We start from the raw sequence: 23851 nt of genomic DNA on the forward strand, positions 1-23851 counted from the left end.
CCATCGCAATAGCAATGATAAACAATCCGTTAAAGTGGAACAAAATGAAATTTTGTATGGAAATGACAGTGGTTTAAAAAACGATTTTGCTGAAACACTATCATATAACACGTTTTACTGATAGGAAATTATAGAGAGTGCAAAAACTAGTCATATCTAATGATTTTTTCAAGAAATGTTTTACTGATAGGAAATTATAGAGAGTGCAAAAACGTTTATACGTTCTTCTTGGTTATTAAATCTGTTTTACTGATAGGAAATTATAGAGAGTGCAAAAACAATTCTCATTATCATTTGCTACCCATTTAGGTTTTACTGATAGGAAATTATAGAGAGTGCAAAAACCAATATCAAGGATCGCGTCAACTTGACCGAGTTTTACTGATAGGAAATTATAGAGAGTGCAAAAACAAGTTCATCTCCTATCATAAGTCATTCAAAGTTTTACTGATAGGAAATTATAGAGAGTGCAAAAACTGTCTTATAGCCTCGTTAGTCTCGTGTGTTGTTTTACTGATAGGAAATTATAGAGAGTGCAAAAACCGCTTCATGATGTCATAAAAATAATTAGAAGTTTTACTGATAGGAAATTATAGAGAGTGCAAAAACAATTGGTTAATGAGACTTCAACGTATGGTTGTTTTACTGATAGGAAATTATAGAGAGTGCAAAAACTAGTTCTATTACTACCTTTGTTGATATTTGGTTTTACTGATAGGAAATTATAGAGAGTGCAAAAACTAATGCTGATACCATAGGTTGCTATGTAAAGTTTTACTGATAGGAAATTATAGAGAGTGCAAAAACTTCGCTTTACTTACTCGTCGCATTTACTAAGTTTTACTGATAGGAAATTATAGAGAGTGCAAAAACCGCCTTTTATGCCGGTTATCCAACGCATGAGTTTTACTGATAGGAAATTATAGAGAGTGCAAAAACCGTATTCATCTTTAGCCACAGCTAATTGCTGTTTTACTGATAGGAAATTATAGAGAGTGCAAAAACCAAGATACTCTTTCAAAATATCTACTGCTAGTTTTACTGATAGGAAATTATAGAGAGTGCAAAAACAATGTTACTAACCGTAGACTCCCCATCTGAGTTTTACTGATAGGAAATTATAGAGAGTGCAAAAACCCTGAAAATGATACATACACGTTATCAAATGTTTTACTGATAGGAAATTATAGAGAGTGCAAAAACTAGATTAGTAGGCATAGGGAAGAAATCGTTGTTTTACTGATAGGAAATTATAGAGAGTGCAAAAACACTCACCTTTACTTTTTTTACCTCAGTTAAGTTTTACTGATAGGAAATTATAGAGAGTGCAAAAACCCAACGATAGCATTTCATTTTTGACTTGTTGTTTTACTGATAGGAAATTATAGAGAGTGCAAAAACATTCAAGTATTTCTGCAATACTCATTTAGAGTTTTACTGATAGGAAATTATAGAGAGTGCAAAAACTGATATCAGGTACTGCTTTTGTAATGATTTGTTTTACTGATAGGAAATTATAGAGAGTGCAAAAACGAAAGGGGGGCGGAAAATGGTAACAACAAGTTTTACTGATAGGAAATTATAGAGAGTGCAAAAACTGCCTTTAATTGCCACACACACACTATACAGTTTTACTGATAGGAAATTATAGAGAGTGCAAAAACTAATTCTGCCATTATTCGTCCTCCTTGTCTGTTTTACTGATAGGAAATTATAGAGAGTGCAAAAACAGCAGCTGTCGCATAAGTCGTATTAATAGGGTTTTACTGATAGGAAATTATAGAGAGTGCAAAAACCAAACGGTCGTGCAAATCGTCTTAACTCCGGTTTTACTGATAGGAAATTATAGAGAGTGCAAAAACCGTTTAGATCAATACCTTCTTGTTTCATCAGTTTTACTGATAGGAAATTATAGAGAGTGCAAAAACTTGAATTTCCGGGTGAAGATGATACAGTAGGTTTTACTGATAGGAAATTATAGAGAGTGCAAAAACACTACTTGAAGAATTTAAACGGTTGGAGTGGTTTTACTGATAGGAAATTATAGAGAGTGCAAAAACTTTCTTTGAATTCAAAATCAAGGTCAACGTGTTTTACTGATAGGAAATTATAGAGAGTGCAAAAACCTGAATAATTAAATGTAGAAATAACTTTAAGTTTTACTGATAGGAAATTATAGAGAGTGCAAAAACCTCAAATTAAAAATTTTTGCATCATGAGAGAAGGTAAAGTTGTTCATACTTTGTTAGACCATCTAAGGACGTCTCCTCAAATACATCTAAATCTAACAGTTGATTCAACAACTTTAATAATACCATATCTCTTGATGAAATCAAGTTTTTATAATCCAATTTATTACCTGCATACGGCAAAATATTGATGGTGCGACTATACAATTCGCCATCTCCTATTTTTAGCTCAATCGGATAATACCTTTCTATTGAATTTCGATAAAACTCGAATTCAGGCAATTGTTGAATAATATTTGTACATAGAGCAATTGAAGTAAAGTTTTCGATGCCAAAATCAACACACTTTTGGTAATGATAAATAAAAAGAAATATCTTTTTATATTTCTTATTAATATCGATTAATCGGCGCATAAATAATTCCATATTTTTTTCACTTAAGAAAACATCAGGATATTTTATTTGAATACAGACATGTTCTCCTGTTTGTTCAATATAAGTCTCTAAAAGTCTACAAAAATTATCAATAAGAATTTCATGATCTAAAAAATACTGTAACTGCTCATGTTCATTTTTCGTCCAAATTAATTTTGAAAATTTACGGTATAAAATATCACTATTAAACGTATCAAATTCCAATTCAATATTAGGTAATATTTCTCTTAATTTATAATTTAGTTTGTTTTCAATCTTTAATAAAAGGTCTCCTAGCTCTTCAAATATTTCTGAAAAATCAAAATCATTAAGTATTGAAATCATAATTTGATCTAGAAAATTTTTCTTTTCAATTTTAAATTGATTCATTAAATCGTTTATGGATTCTATTGATATATACTTTAATTTACGACTCGTGATTACTTTATCATTAATTAATAATTTTATCCCCTCCTCTCTTAATGTATCTTCTTCAATAATCGAATAGATAGTGCTTTGAAAATTTCGATTGATTAATTTATAAATTGTTTCTTTAGTTTGATGATTACAACCTGTAAAGACCAAACAATCATTCATCATAAAATCAAAATTTCCAATTTTCGATTGAATTTGTACTCGTTCCATTTAAATCACCACCAATCGATTTATTCCTACAATTTCTTCTTGCCTGGTTCTATCCCCTGTTAATAACAACATATCTTGAAATTGATTTTCTGTCACATAAATTAAACGCACATTACCATAACTAGGTACTTTCTTTTTTAAAATTGCTTCATATTTTTTCAAAGCACTTCGATTAGGAAGTGATCGATAATATACTGAATATTGCATCATTACAAATCCGTTTTCTAACAAATGTTTTCTAAAGATTCTATATTCTTTTTGTTCCTTAGATGTTTCAGTGGGTAAATCAAACATACAAACTAATCTCATTTGGCTAAATCTCACTTTCATCACATCCTAAATAATCTTCAAAATTAATCTTCATTAGTAAAGAATAATCATTTTTCTCAATTGCCTTAATAAATGATTGAACATAATCTAACATCACTTGAGACATGTATATCTTTTTACCCTTGATCATCATTTTATGATTTAAAAAGTTAATTAAGGTCAATCTAATTTCATACGTTAAAAATTCAACGTCTTCATTTAATATCTCTGTTAACACAAAATAATCCATCAAAGGTCTAAATGGCTCCATTAAATCATCAACCAAATTGTATGAATTATATTCATTTCTATGAAAAATCCCAAGCATCGGTAATAAGCCTAGTGAAACTACACACCTAGCCATTTGACCTCGAATAATGGAATAACCGTAATTTAAACAATGATTAGGTAGAATATTATCTTCTCTTGAAAAACCCATACCAAACAAACTATTAAAATAAACTTTGGCTACATGGCCCTCACGATTAGTACTATCTGCAAAACCTATTTCCAACAATAAATCATCCATTAATTCGATTCTTTCAGTTGCCACTTTTAGTTTCTCTGCTACCGTAATTTGATTTCTAATCTTATTGCTAACAACTTCTGTCCAACTATTCCCTTTTTCAACATCTGACCATGATGCCTGCCAAGCTGCTCTTTTTGCACTTCGATGATATTGACCAAATCCTAAAAATTGACCACATGGTAAATAATGATTATCACAAACAATTACACTGATATGAAACTGTGCCAACTTTGCTAACAATCGTGATGTTATAACGGTATAGTCTCCTTCTAAAATAATGTTTTCGATATCAAATAATGGAATGGTAAATGTCTCTGTACTTTTAGTAACCTCAAGATTATCCAACTTTAAATTCAAACGATCGCCATTTTTAACAAAAACTGTTCTAAATCCCATACTGTTCCCTCCCAATAAAAAAAGACCACCAAAGGGTGGTCTGATTTCGGCATAAAGCCTTATCTCTGCAGATTCTCTAATAATTTCCTATCAGTAAAAATTATTAAGACATGTTTCGTCAAACATGGTAGTGATATCTCTACACCCATATAATACCACTACCTGTTATAGAATGCAAGCGTTTTTTATAAAATATTTTGCGGACCTTCTTCTTTTTTTACTTCGAATTTGTTTCCTAACACATCTACATAGTATTTTTTTAATATCATTTCTGGTTTTATGCCTTTTATCACTCTTTGATTTGAAGTTATTCCTAAAACTGGTAACTCCTCTTTAGTCCATTTATTTTGTTCAACTGGTTTTATTTCAAAATAATTTTTTGAAACTTCATTTCTCGAATGATATAGTCCTTCGACAAACAAATCTCCTTGTTCTATTCGTATTAGATCTTTACGATATAAACTAAATACAAACTCTTGTTCTTTACCAATCTTCTCTTTTTCCATGAGTTCCTGATATATTTCTTTTGGTATTCCATATTCACCTTTTTGATATTTTAAATGATTATATTTAATTCCTAATAAATTATATGATTGAGTCTTTGGATCAAAATAAACATCGGTTCTCCAAGGGTTCAAATTAGCTAGTATTACTTTTTTCCCACGTTCAGTTTGTTCAATCTTTTGTCCATCATTATCTTTTGTAATATTAATATGATTACCTATTTTTTTATTATAATATTTCAAGCTTCTAATAAAAGGTCCATTGCCTCGCTTAGAATATTTTTGAATCGCTAAAATATTATTTTCGGCACAATATAATTTAAATGGGGAGATATCCACCTTTTTCACTTTGCTACTTGCATCTTGTTTTTCGATGTAATTTGGATAAGTATCCGCTATCTTACATAGAATTTCAAATGTTTTTGAGTCTAATTCCTTCATTAATAGTTTATCACGATTTTTCTCAAACTCTTTATAACCATCTACAGTATAGATATCCTTTATTTTAGCAATAACATATTCTTCAGTTTTTTCTTTTCCGTTTTTAGTAACACTTGTTTTTTCTCTAGTTGAATAAATAGTAGCATCACTAACCTTGCGGTTTGATTTCTTATCAACTTGATGTGAGAATTTGATTCGTGGATATAGTGACGATGGATATAATTGTTCTCTGAAATTTTTCCATTCCGGAATATAAGATTTTTTATCAATATTTCGTAACTTCTTATATTCGGCATAGGACATCACTTCACCGGTATCTAAATCAACCATCTCAGCTCTGCCCTCTTCTGTCTCACGATATTCATAAGCTGTTGGTTTCACATAAGGGCTTACAGCACATAATACAGCATCAACAGCATGATGATAGTGAGTTTCTCTTGTTTTTTCTAAATTATCGCCCCATTTTTTTCGTAAGGTATGGGTAAAGTTTCCATTAATAACTTTTACTTTGGTTCTTGACTCGTAGAAAAAGCTTTGAATTGCATTCAATACAATACGACTTGAATAACGGGTATCATTTAAGTTTCTTGCAATGAATTCATCTCTTACTTCTGGATCATAAATATTTCTATCCTCTAATAATAATTTGGCCTTCGTTACTTTTCCTTTGCCAGCAAAATTCTTATTCTGACTAACCCAAGCAATGAATGCTTCTTTACTTTGTCCAAAATTCGCCCCTTCATCAAAGGCTTGTATAGGCGATCGTTGTCCTTTTTCTTGGTTAGCTTCAGCTTTTACTAGCACTTTATTTTTTAAAGAATCATCCAAACTAATCGATAAAGGTATAATATGATCAATCTCAGTTTCATTGGTCAACAACATTTCTGGTTGAATAGCTTTTCCAGAATATGCACATTTTCCATCTTGTTCAAAATAATGATAAAGTTTCTTCGCGAAAGCTGGTCTTCTCAATTCAGATTCAAATCTTTCAATATTCCAACCGGATTTTTCTAAGAAGTACGCTTGACTATCTTTCTTACGTTGCTCATTATTTTTATTCATCAATTTAATATTATCTTGCTCTTCTTTTTCATTTTTATCGCGAGGCATTTCAATGACAACATTGGCAATATTCTCTTTTCCATATTTTTTCACTAATGCATTAAAAACTTTAATAGCTTGTCGTACTGATTTTGAAGCTGTAGGATTATAGATTTCATCTAAAATAACATCAGCAGGAATTGTTTTTTCTTTCTGCAATTGTCGACGATTAATTTTTTTGATTCCTAATCTTTCAAGGATAGTATTTTGCTCTTCACTGGTATTAATTAATTCTGGTATTAGGATTTCCATTGTTTTGATAGAAAAACTGTGCCATGATTCATTTCCATCTTTTCTTCGTAATTTATCCTTATTATCTAACACAATCTCAAGAATATTTTTATCCATATCTGGAAGTGAATTATTCAATGTATCTAAAATACCGTCTCTTTCGGTGTTCAACATAACGGCTTTAGCGATTTCATTGTACGTTTTATCGTCTATTGTATTGATATCAATATCATATTCAGCAAATACAGTCTTCCAACGACGAAAAGCGCCCATTGTATGAAATTCAGGTTTACCATTACGATCGATTCGATATCCTCTAATTTTATCCATAGATAAGCCTATTTCTTTAAAAATATCTTTATATGATAAGCGAGAAGAATCTCTATTAATAATGAAATCTAAAATTTGTTCTTTTTCTTCTGTCGTTATTTTGGGATTTTCTCTATCAATGGTAATATTATTCAAATCATTTAATAAATTATATTTTTGAGCTGTAATGCTAACACTGGCTGCTCTTAAATAACCCTGTAAATCACGTCCGATTAATTTATCAAAGATGTTTTCAGCGGGTTTTCCGTCTTCTTCATAGTTAGCCCATCGACCATATTCAGAATTATTATGTTTATTACCTGGACCGTGATAATAAGGTCTTTTACGATAAACGAGTCCGATTTCTTCTGGTTTACCTTCTTTTCTAATGAAAAAATCTATAAATTCGTGATTAATTTCCTCGTGATAATCTTTTTGACACTCTAAAATTCTTTTTAATTCATTGGCATATGCTTTAACAGGAAATACATTAAGTTGATACTCGCCCTTAAAGTTGACACCTGTTCGAATTCTACCATCTTCATTTAAACGATTGAACTGTATTTGTCCCGGTGTTAATTCTTGCGTCAGTTTTAAGTTTGATTCAACAGCACCTTTATAATCTTGACCAGAAGGTGCATCTTCCACGACACTATCATCTAAATAACTAACACCACGTTTTTTTAATATATGAAGTATCACCTTATAAATTTCTGCTTTTGATAATTTTTCATCTAAACCTTTTACTCTTAATCGGTATGGACATTCATTCATTAATTTTTCATCTTCATAAAATCCATGCTCTACTAAAAATCTTTTAGCATCATTTTTTCTTGTTTTTCTTCTACTATTTAATCGCCGCATACCTCTTGAAGTTCTTCTTTCAAGATTATTATCACTATTACGAGCAGAAAAAAGCCTTACTCCTAAATCATCAATGTTTTGTACTTTCGTATTTAACACTGCCCAACCAACACTGGCAATACCAATATCCAGACCGATACTATAAATTTTATTTTCTTCCATAGTGGCACTCTCCATAAATAATTTATATTAATATTAATTTTAATTTACATTATTTTAAAACTTTTTGCAACCGTTTACCGAAAATGTTAATGATTTCCTGGATTTTTGTATGATCTAGTCAATCTTTTCCGATTTTTCTTAAGTCTAGACACACAAAAATCCCCACCCGTAGGTGAGGAAATATTGATTAGTTATTAAAATTAAGACTAACCACGACGTTGGCGAGCGTCTGCTGCACGTTGTAAGGTTTGTCCGATATAGTTAACACAAAGCATTAAGATTAATACTAAGATAACCGCTGGTAACCAAACCCAAGTTTTATTTTCAATAACGTCTGGGTTATTAGCATAACCGATTAAAGTACCAATTGATGGGGTTCCTACTGGTAAACCAAATCCTAAATAACTTAACCCGGTCTCGATCCCGATATTTCCAGCAAAACTTAAAGTTAAGTTGGTAATCATCATCGAGCTTAAGTTAGGTAATAATTCAAATAAGATAATTTTCCAGTCGCGAGTTCCCATCGTTTTTGAAGCACTAATATAATCTTTAGCTGCTTCTGATAAGGTTGCTGTACGGAATAAACGTGTAGTACTTGGCCACGCGAATACAGAAATAATTAAAATTAATTTCCACATACTAAACCCTTCAACGATTGTAATCATAACGATGGTAAACATGAACGTCGGTAAAACCATAATAAAGTCAACAATACGCATCATGAAATCATCTACGGCACCACCATAATAACCAGAGATTACCCCTAAAGCAATCCCAACAACTGCGGTAATAACCGTTACGGACCATCCGATGAATAATGTATTTTGAGTACCGGCAACTAACATTGTAAAGACATCACGTCCACCTTCATCAGTACCTAAAATATGGCCATCTACTCCCGGTTTTAAGAAACGGTCAAAAATGTTAACTTTCATTCCCGCGGGAACATCGATAAAATATGGCGATAATATTGAAATTAAAATAATAGAAATCAATAATACTAAAGCGAAAATCGCTACTTTATCACGCATAAATTCACGGCGAATAACTTCAAAACCTAGGGGTGGCACAGATGTTTCTTGATCTTGAACTACTTCGGTTTCTTGCATATTTTGTTGTAATTCCATTGTGTCCTCCTAGTCTATTCTAATTCGTGGATCCACGAATACCATAATAATATCAGATAACAAGGTACCTAATAAGGTCATAAATCCAAAGAACAATACTAAGGTCATCATAACTGAGAAATCACGACCACTGATTGAGTCTAAGAATAAACGTCCCATCCCTTGATAAGTAAAGATATTTTCTGTAATAACTGCCCCTGAAACTAAACCGGTAATGGTATATCCCATGAAGGCTGCAATTGGTAACAATGAGTTACGGAAAATATGACGGCGATATACTACAGCTTCAGGTACCCCTTTCGCACGAGCGGTACGCACATAGTCTTGTGATTTTGCATCAATAATTCCAGTACGTAAGTATTGAATGGTACCGGTAGTACTAATTAAAGCTAAGGTAGTCCCCGGTAAAATGATATGATACAAGCGTGATAACATGGCTTGAATCGTGCCCGGTGTGACACCTGAACTGATTGTCCCACGTGTTGGGAACCATTTTAATGTATAACCAAATAACCAAATCATTAATAAACCTAATACAAATGATGGCATTGAATACGAAATAAAGTTATATAAGTTAATCGTACGGTCAATCCAAGAATCTTGGTAGCGACCTGCTAATAAACCTAAAGGTAACGCAATAAGATACGTTAAAATTGCTGTAAATAATGATAACCAAATTGTTGGCCATACACGTTGTCCAATGATAGATAATACAGGTTGTTTGTATTTCCAACTTCTACCGAAGTCTCCCACTAAAACACCTTTCATCCAATCAATGTAACGTTCATACCATGGCTTGTTTAAGCCTAATTTTTCACGCATTGCTTCTAATTGAGCTGCTGAAATTGTTGGGTCAATTGTCCCGGTTAGGGCATCCCCTGGCATTAAGATACTCAATGCAAATACTAAAATTGTTAATATAAACAATTGTGGCAGCATTAAGACAATACGTCTAAGAATTGTTTTCCACATATTAATTGACGCCTCCTTGTCCATTAACATCTTTCAGAGCTACTTTGTGCGTAGATGATAATTCTTTCAAGTCGTAAACGCGACCTTCTTCCGTGAAATACTTAGATGCATTCGTTTGGTATTCTTTTTCAACACGCAAACGATTCATTTTGTTTTCTTCACGGTTATTTGGATCGGTTTGCGGTATCGCTGATAATAAACGACGAGTGTAAATATGTTTTGGATCGCCATAAATATCGGTTCTTGAACCATATTCAGTGAAACGACCCCGATACATAATTGCTAACTCATCACACATATGTTTTACGACCCCTAAGTCATGGGAAATAAATAAATAACTCGTATTATATTCATCTTGGATACGTCTCATAAAGTTTAATACTTGTGCTTGTACAGATAAGTCCAAAGCAGAAACTGGCTCATCGGCAATGATTAATTTAGGATTAATCGCAACCGCTCTGGCTACGCCAATACGTTGACGTTGACCACCTGAGAATTCGTGTGGATATTTGTTTAAAGCATCTTCGGATAAACCGACAATATGCAGTAACTCAATCATTTTACGTTTTTCTTCTTCTGGTGTCATATTTTCAAAGTTACGTAATGGTTCTGATAAAACATCTGTAATACGCTTTTTAGGGTTAAAACTACTCATTGCATCTTGGAAAATCATTTGCACATTTCGACGATAATCAGATCGTCTTTTACGTGCTTCTGAAGTAATGTCTTTACCTTCATAGAAGATTTTACCGTCGGTAATTTTTTCTAATCCAATAATGGCTTTACCGATTGTTGATTTACCTGAACCTGATTCTCCTACTAATCCATAAGTTTTTCCTTCTTCGAAGACTAAGTCAACGCCATCAACTGCATAAACATAATCTGTAATACGGTTAAAGAAGCCACTTCTAATTGGATAATGGACTTTCAGTCCTTCTACTCTCATAAATTCTGCCATTATTTCGCCTCCTCTTCAAAGTGGAAGTGTTCATGACAGGTACAACGAACGAAATGACCTGGCACTACTTCGTGTAAGGTTGGATTTTCTTCATGAGCTTCTGATCCAATCCACGGAATACGTGGAGCAAAACGACAACCTTTTCTTGGTAATTTAGGTAGTGGTGGAACAATTCCTTGAATAACATGCAATTCACCTGATTCATCTTCTAAATTACTATCCGTTTGTGGGATTGAACGTAATAAAGAACGTGTATATGGATGTCGAGGATCATTGAATAAATCATGTACGGTTGCAATTTCAACGATTTGCCCTGCATACATCACGGCTACACGGTCAGCTGTTTCAGCTACAACTCCTAAGTCATGTGTAATTAAAATAATACCTGATTCAGTTTCTTCCTGAATATCATTTAATAAGTCCAAAATTTGAGCTTGGATAGTAACATCCAATGCTGTTGTAGGCTCATCGGCAATAATGATAGCCGGTTTACAAGCTAAAGCAATCGCTATAACCACACGTTGACGCATCCCACCGGATAATTCATGTGGATATTGTTTTGCTGTTCGTTGTGGATTCGCAATCCCTACTTGATCTAATAATTCTAAAACGCGTTTATGGCGCTCATTAGAATTTAACTTTGTATGATAAATTAAAGCTTCATCAATTTGAGATTCAATGGTCATCAAAGGATTTAATGAAGCTAATGGATCTTGGAAAATCATTCCGATTTCCTTACCACGAATACCATTAAAGGCTGCTTCATCATATTCAATAACATTTTCGTTTTGATAAATAATTTCACCAGTAATCTTTGTTACATTTGGGTTGTGTAATCCCATAATGGTCGTTGCAAGTGTACTCTTACCACAACCTGACTCTCCAACTATTGCTAATTTTTCATTTTTGAATAGTTGTAAAGAAACACCATCTACCGCATCATAATAATCATCTTTGATACGGAACCCAACATGCAAGTCTTTTATATCTAATAATAATTCTTGCTCATTCATGTTTTCCCTCCGTTCAGTTATACCTTATACTACTACGCTGTTAACGTCTCGATATATTGAACGGCATCGCCAACATTATCAAGTTGTTCTATTTTGTCATCATCAAATGTCACTTCAAATCGATTTTCTAATTCCATTACTAATTCAACGATATCCAATGAATCAGCACCTAAATCATTAAACGTCATTGTCGGAGTGACACTTTCTTCTTGAACATCAAAACGATCGATAATCATTTCTTTTACAATTTCGAATACATTTTCTTTAGTTCCCATTAATATACCTCCAACTAATTTTGCGTCTACACGCGCTAGTATACTCATACTATTTTACATACTAAATACTAAATTGTCTACCTAAAAATTAATTTAATTTAAGAATCCACTATTAGATTATGAGAAATTTTTAAAATGGTTAGCTATTTCTTCCACAACATTGCTTGTTAATATTTTATTTGCTTGTCTAATCGCATTGAAGATGGCTTCCTCATTAGAAGAGCCATGTGCTTTAATGACGGGCGCTTGTACTCCTAATAAAATAGCTCCGCCCTCTTTAGTGTCATCAAATTGATCTTTTAAATCACTCAATGCATCTTTGATTAATAATCCACCTAATTTGGATTTAAGGCCCGTATTTAATAATTGATTTTTGATTGCTTTAAAAATGGATTTAGAAGTTCCTTCCAATGATTTTAAAATAGCATTACCAGTAAAACCATCCGTAATGGCGATATCACATACACCTTGTAACAGTTCTTTTGCTTCGACATTGCCTATAAAATTTAATTCAGTTGCTTCTTTTAATAAAGGAAAGGTTGCTTTACTTAATTCATTCCCTTTGGTTTCTTCAGTACCATTATTAACTAAGCCTACTCTTGGTTTAGCGATACCGAACATGGCTTTGGCATAAAATGAAGCTAACACGGCAAATTGATATAAATTATTAGGTTTACAATCCGCATTTGCGCCTGCATCGGCTAAAATTAAATGTGGTGATTCAGGATTAAAAGTTGGTAATACTGGCATTAAACCTGGACGATCAATCCCTTTCATACGCCCAACGACGAGTAAACCACTTGCTAATAAAGCGCCAGTATTTCCGGCTGATAATAAAGCATCCGCTTTTTTCTCTTTTACATATTGTGCTGCCATTACCATTGAAGAACCTTTTTTACGACGCACCGCAGCCACAGGTTCATCATCACTTTCAACCACTTCATCGGTATGGACGATGGTGACTCTGTCTTCAACTGTTAATAATGGTTTTATTTGTGCTTCATCTCCAAATAGCAGTACTTCAATTTCGGGAAAAGTCGCGATAGCCTTATTGACTCCCTTTACAACTGCATTGGGAGCATGATCGCCTCCCATGGCATCGATTGCAATTTTAAACATTATATACCTTCTTTCTTAAACACATATTATCGTTTTTATCTTTCATTTAGGAAGTGGACAAGTATAACAAAATGAGATGATTTTCGCTTCAACTTCTAGCACTCACAGTCAGAAATTATTAACCTATTTTTTAGGTACTGTTTGATTTCTAATCAAAAAAGAGCTGAGCATTTACGTGTAATAATTGAATCAATTTTATCAAATTTTTGCCCATTTCAAACAAGCTAATAAAAATCTCTTCCTATTATATAGATAAGATTTATAAGTAATGATTTTATGTTCACTTAATGAAGTTATTTTACACTACTTTTTTAAATAGTTCATCTGATATGGTTATCATCAAAATAAGTTTTCAGATTTTGTCGTTTTCAAAAAAGTCATCACCATACAGTGATTTATTAATTATTATCTTGATTCGAAAATTACATTTCAATGATGGTAGAATCTTGCCAATCTTTTAAGGCTTGTTCTTCTTCATCAGATAAATGATGTAAATGATTTAAAAGTTCTTTGGCTTCTTGACGGGCAATCGCTAAAATATGCGCATCTTCGACCACATTCGCAAAATGAAATTGTGGTAATCCCGATTGGCTACGTCCCATAATATCACCAATCCCTCTAATTTTCATATCCTCTTGACTAATAAAAAAGCCATCTTGAGATTGGGTCATAATATCCAGTCGTGCTTCTCCTTGTTCAGTAGTAGGCGATCCGATGAGGTAACAATAACTTGGTAAATCACTTCGTCCGACCCGTCCTCTTAATTGATGTAACTGAGCTAAACCAAAGCGTTCAGCAGACTGAATCACAATGACTGTTGCGTTAGGAACATCGACACCGACTTCCACCATGGTAGTTGCCACTAAAATTTGGATCTGGTTATCATTAAATTGATCCATTACCTTTTCTTGTGCTTCTTTATCTAACTGTCCATGTAAGACGCCTACTTGATATTGAACAAAAACCTCGCTTAAATGATCGGCAATCTCGATTACATTATCAATCGACTGCATATTTTCTGATGCATCAATCAATGGCAACACATAATAAACTTGATGACCTGCCGCCAGTTCAATGTGCATGCGTTCATATACTTCATCTATTTTTCCTGCTTCTACTCGATGGGTAGTAATCGGTTTACGTCCACCTGGTAATTCATCAATGGTCGAAACCGACAATTCGCCATATAATGTCATCGCTAATGAACGAGGGATCGGAGTAGCAGTCATTTGTAATAAATTAACTGCCGTAGCATTTTTATTCAGTAAGGCTTGTCTTTGTCCAACACCAAAACGGTGCTGTTCATCGATAATGGCTAAGCCAAGCTGTTTGAATTGAACATTATCTTGAATGAGTGCATGCGTCCCAATCACAATTCGAATTCTACCCGTTTGTAAGCCTTCGATTAAAATTTGTTTTTCTTTTGCTTTTAAATTACTCACTAATAATTCTGCGTGTAAGCCCATCGGTTCAAATATCCGGTTAAAATTCTCATAATGTTGTTTGGCTAATATTTCAGTAGGTGCCATTAAAGCCGTTTGAAAACCTGCTTGAATCGTTGCTATCATCCCTAAAAAGGCCACTAAGGTCTTCCCACTTCCGACATCACCTTGTAGCATTCGTTTCATAGGATAAGGCGCCATTAGGTCATAACAGATTTCATTCACGGCTTTTTTCTGAGCATTGGTCAATTCATAGGGTAAGGTCTTAATAACACTTTTTAAATCTTCTACCTCATAAAAAATTCGTACACCCTGCTCTTGACTATCACGATAAGCAGCGTTTAATAAGCGCCATTGATATAAGAAAAATTCAAGAAAAATGATTTTGCGCGTTGCTTGTTTCTTTTGCACTGAGTCTTTTGGAAAATGCATTTGATACAAAGCTTGATTCAATGGGATTAAGCGATATTTATCATTTAAATATTGGGGAATAATTTCAGGAATCTGATGATAATATTCATCAAAACCAGCTTGAATTGTTTTTAAAATGGTGATTTGACGAATTCCCTGTTTGCTAGGATAAACACCGGCAATATTATTCTCCCCATCTTCATCAATTTTAATCATTTTCATGCCTAGTAAACTTTGTTGGTTACTTTGCCATTTACCATAAACCACTTTTGTTTGGCCTAATTCAAATGATTTTTTTAAATAAGGTTGATTAAAAAAAACAACTTGGATGACCTCAGTGTCAGACACAGCAAAACGAAATGATAAACGACTCTTGCCCCGACCATAATAATTGACCACCGGTGGTGATACAACTTGTCCTTTTAAGGTTACTTTTTCTTGATCCATAATTGTTTTTAAATCTCGAATTTGAAAATCTTCATAGCGAAAAGGGAAATAAAATAATAAATCTCGAATAGTTAGAATGCCTAAAGAGGCAAATTGTTGTACTTTTGCTGGGCCTACTCCTTTTAAGGTTCCAATACTATCCAACCAATCACTCACTGACCTTGCCTCCTCCCTTAAAATAACACAAAAGAGCCGGGTTGCCCCAGCTCTAACTATCATCCTTAATACACTACTCTGCTGAAATGATATAATTATATACCGGTTGATTACCTTCTACAATTTCAAATTCAACGTCTTCAAATCGTTCTTCTAATTCTTCAGCAATTTGATTTGCTTCATCGACTGAACCGTCTTCGCCAACAATAATCGTCACAATTTCAGTTTCTTCAGTCATCATTAATTTTAAAGTTTGGTCTAATGCAGTTGGAGCATCTTGTACGGATAACATAATTTTACCACTCACAATGCCCATGTAATCATCTTTGTTAATTTTAACACCATCAATTTCGGTATCACGAATAGAATAAGTAATTTGACCACTGGTTACTTGGTGACTCATTGCAGTCATTTGTTCTTTATTTTCTTCAATCGATGCATCCACATTAAAGGCCATTAATGAAGCAATTCCTTCTGGAATGGTAGTCGTTGGAATGACCACTGTTGGAACTTCTGCCACTTGCGTTGCTTGTTCTGCAGCCATGACAATATTCTTATTGTTAGGTAATAAGATAATTTTCTTAGCGTGTACTCTTTCAATTGCTTTAATAAAGTCTTCAGTAGATGGGTTCATGGTTTGACCGCCTGATAACACTTCGGTCACACCAAGTGAGCGGAATAATTCCATAATCCCTTCACCGGCTGCTACTGCGATAATCGCATATTCACGTTCTGGTTCCGTTGGTTTCGCCGGTTCCGCCGCTTGTTTAGCTTTTTCATTTAATGCTTTTTCATCATTTTCTAGACTACGCACTTGTTCACGCATATTATCTACTTTAATCTTAATTAATTCACCAAATTCTTGGCCTAATTGCATAATTTCCCCAGGGTTTTCAGTATGAATATGAACTTTTACGATTTCATCGTCGGCTACTACTAATAATGAGTCTCCTTTTTGATCTAAGGTATTTCTAAATTCATCATAATTAAATGATTTTATAGTAGTAGGTCCTTCCCCAATGCGCACCATGATTTCGGTACAGTAACCATACGTAATCTCTTCAAGGGTCATTGGATTTTCTGCACCCTCTTCAAACATTGCATGTGCATGAGCTTGAGCTTGTTGTGATAATTCATCCGCATCTTGGGCAATACTTGCTTCGCCTTTAAGTGCAGATAAGAATCCTTCATAAACACTTAATAAACCTTTCCCACCTGAGTCAACAACACCTACTTGTTTTAAAACGGGTAATAAGTCAGGTGTCTTGGCTAAAGATTTTTCAGCGCCTGTTACGATTGATTGCATTACTTCAATAATATTATCTGTTTTAGCCGCTTTTTTCTCACCACGAATAGCTGATTCGCGGGCAACGGTTAAAATGGTTCCTTCTACGGGTTTCATCACCGCTTTATAGGCAGCTTCGACACCACCGGCAAAAGCAGCAGCAAAGTCATTAGCATCTAAAGTATCTTTGTCTGTAATTGCTTGTGAAAAACCACGGAAAATTTGCGATAAGATAACACCAGAGTTACCACGTGCTCCCATTAATAAACCCTTAGCTAAAGCACCCGCTAATTCTCCTACTTTGTCAGATTTTGATTGTTTTAAATTTTCTACCCCAGAAGTAAACGACATATTCATATTCGTTCCGGTATCACCATCTGGTACTGGGAACACATTTAATGAGTTAATGAGTTCTATTTGATCATTTAGTCGTTGGCCACCGGCAATCACCATTGCTCGAAATTCGGCTGCAGTTATTTTTGTTAATTCCACTTGAATCCTCCTCGATTTTAAGACTTAGTCCACTTTAACGCCTTGAACATGAACATTGACATAACTTGTCTCAAAACCTAATAATTGTTCAACATTATATTTCACGGCTTGCTGAATATTTTGACAAATGACTGATATTTTGGTGCCGTATGTAACTAAAATATACACATCGACTGCTACATCATTACCCTGTTGGCTAATGACGACCCCTTTTGCATAGTTATCTTTTTTTAGAATTTCTGTAATATTATCGCGAATAACATTTTTACTAACCATTCCCACGACACCGTAATTATCGGTTACAGCTGCACCTACGACGGTTGCGATTACTTCGTTGTTTAATGTAATTTGACCATTTGGAGTTTGAATTTTAATAGCCATTTATATACGCCTCCTCAAACTTATGTTTTGTATCGTAATAATTTTACCATAACTAGTGATTAAACGCTATTTATTACGGATGAAATCTGTATGTTTTACAGAATAGGTGTCATTAAAACTTAAAACCAAACAATTAAACTCGCTCTACTTATCCCATACAATTTGGCTTGAATTGAAAGCATCTCAATGAATTTAGTCCTATCCAGTCATTATGACTCTTTTAACAAAAATAGGGACTGGCAATCAACAAGAATGTGTTTGCCTAGCCCCTATTAGTATATTGTGTTAATTATACACGTTCAATTTTACCTGATTTTAAAGCGCGAGCAGATACCCAAACTTTTTTAGGTTCTCCGTCGATCATCACACGAACTTTTTGTAAATTAGCGCCGAAACGTCGTTTGCTTTGATTCATAGCATGAGAACGAGTGTTTCCTGATTTAGCTTTACGACCAGTGAAATAGCATACTTTAGCCATCGTAATTCCTCCTTTATATCGCAGGAGCTGAGTCTCTGCTTTTTCATACCTTACAAATTTACCATAGTTTAGCTGTAAAGGCAAGATACTTTACAGACTTTTTTTGTTTTTTAAAAATTAATGATCATCTTGAACCCACATTACACCAATCATACCCTGAGTAAATGACAATTCAATCGCTGGTTGATTGGGAATAAACTCATTACTAATTAAAGCAGTCGGGGTCTTAAAATCCGTTGCTGGTAAATTGTATTGAGCACCTTTAATTTGCCACGAGCTAACTGGGGTTAAAGAAATGATCGATAAATACTTCGCTTGCGATGGATTCAATAATCGATGATGACCTGGTTGATAAAAGCGCGCTTGATGTTGAGTTTCAATAAAATGAAGCTTTTCAACCATGTTTTCAAAGCGCGGTTCCAATGCTAACCAAATATTGGCTAAAAAGTGGTCAACACGACCACCTCCACCTAAGGCCCCGTATATTGCAATCGTTTCATATTGAGAGTAATGCTCTTGCACATATAACAAAGCTAATTGCAAATCCGTATCATCTTTTTCAGATGGATAGCGATGAAGTGTTTGCGTATGTTCTTCAATGAAGGCTAACTCACTTGCACTAACTGAATCAAAATCACCGAAAGCATGAGTTAAAGTAAAACCGGCTTTTATTAAGCGATAGGCGCCACGATCAACCCCTATTAATATGTCTTCTTTTTTTATTCGCAACTGGTCTAGGGCTGGATTAGGACCTCCTGCGCAAATAATGACTTTTGCCATTCACATCGCTCCTTATTTACGTAAAGACTCAATCGCTTGTTGACGGTCCGTTGCGTTAAAAATATAGGATCCCGCTACTAAAACATCGGCTCCAGCTGCCAGACATTGTTGAGCAGTCATTTCATTAATCCCCCCGTCAACTTCAATTTCATATTGATATTGGTGTTGACTACGTAACTCTTTTAATTGACTAATTTTGGTTAAAGTCGATTCGATAAAACTTTGTCCTCCGAACCCTGGGTTAACCGTCATGACCAACACTAAATCAACTTCTGATAATACAGCTTCGATGGCGGACACTGGTGTGCCAGGATTAATCACCACTCCTGCTTTTTTTCCTAGTTGTTTAATCATTTGAATCACGCGATGTAAATGATGAGTGGCTTCGACATGTACCGTAATAATATCGGCCCCAGCATTGGCAACCATTTCGACATATCGTTCTGGTTGTTCGACCATCATATGCACATCAAATACTAAGTCGGTATGAGGTCTTAACCATTGATAGACCATCGGACCAAAAGAAATATTACCGACAAAGTTACCGTCCATTAGGTCTATATGTAAATAATCAGCACCATATTGTTCAATTTCTTTAATTTCAGCTAATAATTTGGTAAAATCCGCACTCAACATTGAGGGAGCTATTTTCATTTTTTATTTCTCCTTTTTACGATAAATCGGTTTTCTTTGTTCAATTTTTTGTAATATTTGACTATAATTTTCATATCGAGAGGTGGTAATTTCGCCGGTTTCAACCGCTTCTTTGACTGCACAGTTAGGTTCATTTTGATGTAGACAACCTCTAAAGCGACACTCGGCACTCTTGCGCCAAATTTCAGGAAAATACTGACTCAGTGCTTCTTTTTCAATTTGTGGAAAGTCAATTGCACTAAATCCAGGCGTATCTGCAAGAAGTCCTTGATATAAGCGATATAAAGTGACTTCTCGGGTCGTATGACGTCCACGATTTAAATAATCACTAATTTCGCCGGTAGCAATATCGGCTTTAGGTAATAAATCATTTAATAAAGTCGATTTACCCACACCTGATTGGCCCATCACGATGTAAATAGCATCTTTATTAACTACTGATTCTATTTCCTCTGCAAAAGTACTAATTTCTTTTTTAACGATGACTTGATAGCCAATCTTTTGGTATACCTCTTTAATTTCTTTCACTTTTAATTCTGCTGTCGCTTCACCTAACGCTTTTACTAATAAATCATATTTGGTAAGTAAAATAATCGGTTCAATTTGATGAGACTCAATCGATACTAAAAAATAGTCTAATAAATTATATGAAAATTCCGGTTCGACCAGTGACATCACAATAAACGCATCATCCACATTAGCCACTGGGGGTCTCACTAAACTGTTTTTTCTTGGAAATATCGTCACTAAACGACTTTCGGATTGACTATCATCAAGATCGATTTCGATTTCAACATGATCCCCAACCAGTGGTTTTACTTGTTGATGTCGAAATTTCCCTTTAGGTTTAGTGGCATATGAATGACCTTCAGACCATACATAATAAAAACCACTAATCGCCTGATAAATGATCCCTTTTTTCGTAATGATTTGCTTTTCTTTCACAAATTCCCTCCTCGTTTTATAAAAATAGACCACTACTGCCGACTCTAATCGGTCAATAGCAGTCCTGTCACTTCAACTATTGTTCTGGGTAAACAGCATTACTTTCCATATAAACTTCGCCATCTCTTAAAATACGATACTGACCGACACCATCATTCTTAATAAAGAATTTTAATTGAACGGTCGTTGTTTCGGTTATTTCAAAACTACGATGTAAAGTATTAATATTGTTTTGTGAATCACCAATATAGACATCGATTACATTTGGTAATGGCTTTTTCATTTCCAAATCAGTATCTGCATAAGTCGGTAAATATTCAAGCGTGATGGTCTCGGTATGTTGTAGAACCACTTCTTCTTGTGCACCTTGTGAGACAACGACTGAAATAGTATCACCTGGAACTAAAGCTGTACCACTCGCAGGGTCTTGGCTAATAACTTGATCAGCGGATATATAATCATCATAAGCATAGGTGACATCAACATTTAAACCATATTCATCTGCAAAGTTTTGCACCATGGATAAAGGTAAATTATTAAAATCTTGCATAGAAATACTATCCGACATTTGTCCTACTGTAAAGGTAATCGTAGTATCAGTTGGTACAACCTTTGAGCCAGGCTCAACGCTCTGGTCTAGAATAACCCCAACTTGACTTTCATCATTGGTCGCCATTCCGCGTCGCACCACAATAAAGTTAGCATCCGTCAATTCTTTACGAATCGGTTCATAAGCTTCCCCAATATAATTACCAATTTCAACTTGCTCTTTGCCATTACTTACCACTAAGTTAACAGCACTATTTTTTTCAATACGTGAATTGGCTTCCGGTTTCGTTTCAATAGCCGTTCCCGCTGGTAAGGTCTTATCCCACTGGGGAATAATTTGATTGACGTTTAAATTATTTTCTTCTAGTAACTTTATCGCTTCTTCTTGCGTTTTATTGTATACATCCGGTATCGTTACAAAACGGGTGGTCTGACCATAGACATAATAGGCACCAAGTAATAAAAGTACTAGTAATAATAGCCCCACTAACCAACGCACGAAACGATAATTTTTGCGAACAGGTTCAATCGGTGGGACGACATCAAAACTAGGTACTAATTCTTCATCCAAAGGTTCTGGCGCTTCCATTTTTTCATCTAAAGCTTTATGAGCTGAAGATATAGGTTTAATTGGTTTTAAAACCGTCGTCTCAGACATATCCTTTGGTACAAAAAGTGCTTCATTCATACGATTAGCACTTAAACTAGTGGTCAAGTCTTGATGCATTTCTTCGACAGAATTATAGCGATCGGCTGGATTTTTTGTAGTCGCTTTTAAGACCACATTTTCCAAACTTTGTGGCACATAATCGACCGTATCTTTCACACGGGGAAAGGCCTCTTGGAAATGCTTAAGAGCAATCGACACCGCCGATTCACCATTAAAGGGAACGGTACCTGTTATCAATTCATATAATACGACCCCAAGGGCATAAATATCTGATTTAATCGTTGCACTACTACCACGAGCTTGTTCTGGTGATAAATAATGAACCGAACCTAATAATGTATTCGTTTGAGTAATACTGGTGTCCGATAAGGCAATCGCAATCCCAAAGTCGGTAATTTTCACTTCATTATTTTCCGTGATTAAAATATTTTGCGGTTTAATATCACGGTGAATAATACGGTTTTTATGGGCAATTTCAATAGCTGACAAAATTTGACTCATAATCGAAACCGTTAATTCTAATGAAAGTGGCGCATTTTGTTTAATAAAGGACTTTAAATCTGTTCCCTTCACATACTCCATTACAATATATTGTTGTTGATCGGTCTCATCGACATCATAAACTTCAACAATATGATGATGTAGTAATTGACTAGCAGACATCGCTTCTCTTTGGAAACGACGTATCGCATCTTTATTATCCTGGAAGTCAAATCGTAAAACTTTAACAGCAACATCGCGATCCAGGATTAGATCACGTGCTAAAAACACATTAGCCATGCCACCTTGACCAATAACATCATTTATCTGATAACGATCCGAGAGTTTATCTCCTATTTCAATCATGCTGACACCTCCTCATTTGAGAATTCAGATGCTAAAATAACGGTAATATTATCAGTGCCTCCCGCATTATTTGCGGCTTCAATTAATTTTTCAGGAAAATCATCTGCAAAACGATCCTGATTAAACATTTCAAGCAATTGTGTATCTTCTACCATATTGGTTAAGCCATCTGAACAAAGCATCAGCATTTCTACTTGTTCCAATGGAATTAAGTTGCTTTCAGCTTCAACATCAGGAGTGCCACCAATTGATTGAGTCACCACATTGCGTTGCGGATGCATTTGGCCTTCTTCTTTCGTAATTTCACCTGTTTTAATCAAGACATTGACTAAAGAATGGTCTTCGGTCACTTGACGTAATTGGCCTTCTTTGTAGACATATGCCCGGCTATCCCCTACATGTACGATAACTAATTGATCCTCAACTACAATAGCCGCAACTAAGGTCGTTCCCATGCCTTCCAGTTGACTTTCTGACTTCGATTTTTCATAAATATATAAATTAACGGCTTCAATTTGTTCTTTTAACCACGTTTGAATATTGGTTAAATCAAATTTTTCTTCAGTTTGAACAAAGCGCTCCCCTAAAAACTGAGTGGTTTGTTTACTGGCGACATCGCCCGCTTGATGCCCTCCGACACCATCACATAAAATAAATAATACTTGCTGATGTTGATTTGTAAAATAATCAGCATAGTCTTGATTTGATGAACGTTTTCGTCCAACATTTGAACGGACTTTGATTTTCATCCTTTCACC

Annotated in this window: 19 protein-coding genes and 1 CRISPR repeat array; all 19 genes read right to left on the reverse strand. The window is 34.5% G+C overall.

Translation table 11 applies throughout. The features are described from left to right. The first annotated feature begins 111 nt into the window (after positions 1–111). Positions 112–2192: a CRISPR direct-repeat array (repeat unit 36 nt; unit sequence GTTTTACTGATAGGAAATTATAGAGAGTGCAAAAAC). Positions 2193–2213: 21 nt separating this feature from the next. Continuing rightward, on the reverse strand, positions 2214–3248 hold the full coding sequence (csn2-St, locus tag GSA01S_RS01380) for a CRISPR-associated protein Csn2-St (RefSeq protein ID WP_066124093.1): 1035 nt from the start codon (positions 3246–3248) through the stop codon (positions 2214–2216). Then, complete coding sequence (gene cas2, locus GSA01S_RS01385; RefSeq protein WP_066124140.1) at positions 3249–3557, reverse strand: CRISPR-associated endonuclease Cas2; 309 nt, start codon at positions 3555–3557, stop codon at positions 3249–3251. Between the two features lie 4 nt (positions 3558–3561). Further along, complete coding sequence (gene cas1, locus GSA01S_RS01390) at positions 3562–4482, reverse strand: type II CRISPR-associated endonuclease Cas1 (RefSeq protein ID WP_066124094.1); 921 nt, start codon at positions 4480–4482, stop codon at positions 3562–3564. Between the two features lie 185 nt (positions 4483–4667). Continuing rightward, positions 4668–8093: a type II CRISPR RNA-guided endonuclease Cas9 gene (gene cas9 / locus GSA01S_RS01395; protein ID WP_245631242.1), complete on the reverse strand. Its 3426-nt coding sequence runs from the start codon at positions 8091–8093 to the stop codon at positions 4668–4670. A 206-nt stretch (positions 8094–8299) separates the two neighbouring features. Continuing rightward, positions 8300–9202 carry an ABC transporter permease gene (locus GSA01S_RS01400; protein ID WP_066124144.1) on the reverse strand — a complete coding sequence of 301 codons (903 nt, stop codon included), beginning with the start codon at positions 9200–9202 and terminating at the stop codon, positions 8300–8302. Positions 9203–9229: 27 nt separating this feature from the next. Continuing rightward, on the reverse strand, positions 9230–10192 hold the full coding sequence (opp4B, locus tag GSA01S_RS01405) for an oligopeptide ABC transporter permease (protein WP_066124096.1): 963 nt from the start codon (positions 10190–10192) through the stop codon (positions 9230–9232). A gap of 1 nt (position 10193) precedes the next feature. Next, positions 10194–11150, reverse strand: a complete 957-nt coding sequence (locus GSA01S_RS01410) for an ATP-binding cassette domain-containing protein (RefSeq protein WP_066124098.1) — start codon at positions 11148–11150, stop codon at positions 10194–10196. Further along, positions 11150–12163: an ABC transporter ATP-binding protein gene (locus GSA01S_RS01415; protein WP_066124100.1), complete on the reverse strand. Its 1014-nt coding sequence runs from the start codon at positions 12161–12163 to the stop codon at positions 11150–11152. Before GSA01S_RS01415 ends, GSA01S_RS01410 begins: the two co-directional genes overlap by 1 nt. 32 nt (positions 12164–12195) lie before the next feature. Continuing rightward, entirely contained in the window at positions 12196–12438 is a 243-nt protein-coding gene (acpP, locus tag GSA01S_RS01420) for an acyl carrier protein (protein WP_066124101.1), read from the reverse strand. Between the two features lie 117 nt (positions 12439–12555). Beyond that, the gene (plsX, locus tag GSA01S_RS01425) at positions 12556–13557 is read right to left on the reverse strand and encodes a phosphate acyltransferase PlsX (RefSeq protein WP_066124103.1); all 1002 of its coding nucleotides are present in this window, start codon (positions 13555–13557) and stop codon (positions 12556–12558) included. Positions 13558–13979: 422 nt separating this feature from the next. Beyond that, positions 13980–16013 (reverse strand): ATP-dependent DNA helicase RecG, encoded by a 2034-nt coding sequence (gene recG, locus GSA01S_RS01430; protein WP_066124105.1) that lies wholly within the window; start codon positions 16011–16013, stop codon positions 13980–13982. 73 nt (positions 16014–16086) lie between these two features. Further along, positions 16087–17790 carry a DAK2 domain-containing protein gene (gene fakA / locus GSA01S_RS01435; protein WP_066124107.1) on the reverse strand — a complete coding sequence of 568 codons (1704 nt, stop codon included), beginning with the start codon at positions 17788–17790 and terminating at the stop codon, positions 16087–16089. A 24-nt stretch (positions 17791–17814) separates the two neighbouring features. Next, entirely contained in the window at positions 17815–18171 is a 357-nt protein-coding gene (locus tag GSA01S_RS01440) for an Asp23/Gls24 family envelope stress response protein (RefSeq protein ID WP_066124110.1), read from the reverse strand. 289 nt (positions 18172–18460) lie between these two features. Next, the gene (rpmB, locus tag GSA01S_RS01445) at positions 18461–18649 is read right to left on the reverse strand and encodes a 50S ribosomal protein L28 (RefSeq protein WP_066124112.1); all 189 of its coding nucleotides are present in this window, start codon (positions 18647–18649) and stop codon (positions 18461–18463) included. Between the two features lie 117 nt (positions 18650–18766). Next, a complete protein-coding gene (locus tag GSA01S_RS01450; RefSeq protein WP_066124115.1) occupies positions 18767–19429 on the reverse strand; it encodes a thiamine diphosphokinase in 663 nt (220 codons plus the stop codon). A 12-nt stretch (positions 19430–19441) separates the two neighbouring features. Next, positions 19442–20083, reverse strand: a complete 642-nt coding sequence (gene rpe, locus GSA01S_RS01455; protein ID WP_066124117.1) for a ribulose-phosphate 3-epimerase — start codon at positions 20081–20083, stop codon at positions 19442–19444. Between the two features lie 3 nt (positions 20084–20086). Next, positions 20087–21028 (reverse strand): ribosome small subunit-dependent GTPase A, encoded by a 942-nt coding sequence (rsgA, locus tag GSA01S_RS01460; RefSeq protein WP_066124119.1) that lies wholly within the window; start codon positions 21026–21028, stop codon positions 20087–20089. Positions 21029–21104: 76 nt separating this feature from the next. Next, a complete protein-coding gene (pknB, locus tag GSA01S_RS01465) occupies positions 21105–23093 on the reverse strand; it encodes a Stk1 family PASTA domain-containing Ser/Thr kinase (protein WP_066124120.1) in 1989 nt (662 codons plus the stop codon). After that, positions 23090–23842: a Stp1/IreP family PP2C-type Ser/Thr phosphatase gene (locus GSA01S_RS01470; RefSeq protein WP_066124122.1), complete on the reverse strand. Its 753-nt coding sequence runs from the start codon at positions 23840–23842 to the stop codon at positions 23090–23092. Before GSA01S_RS01470 ends, pknB begins: the two co-directional genes overlap by 4 nt. Positions 23843–23851 lie beyond the last annotated feature (9 nt).

Source organism: Globicatella sanguinis NBRC 15551 (genome assembly GCF_001552295.1).
GTDB lineage: Bacteria > Bacillota > Bacilli > Lactobacillales > Aerococcaceae > Globicatella > Globicatella sanguinis.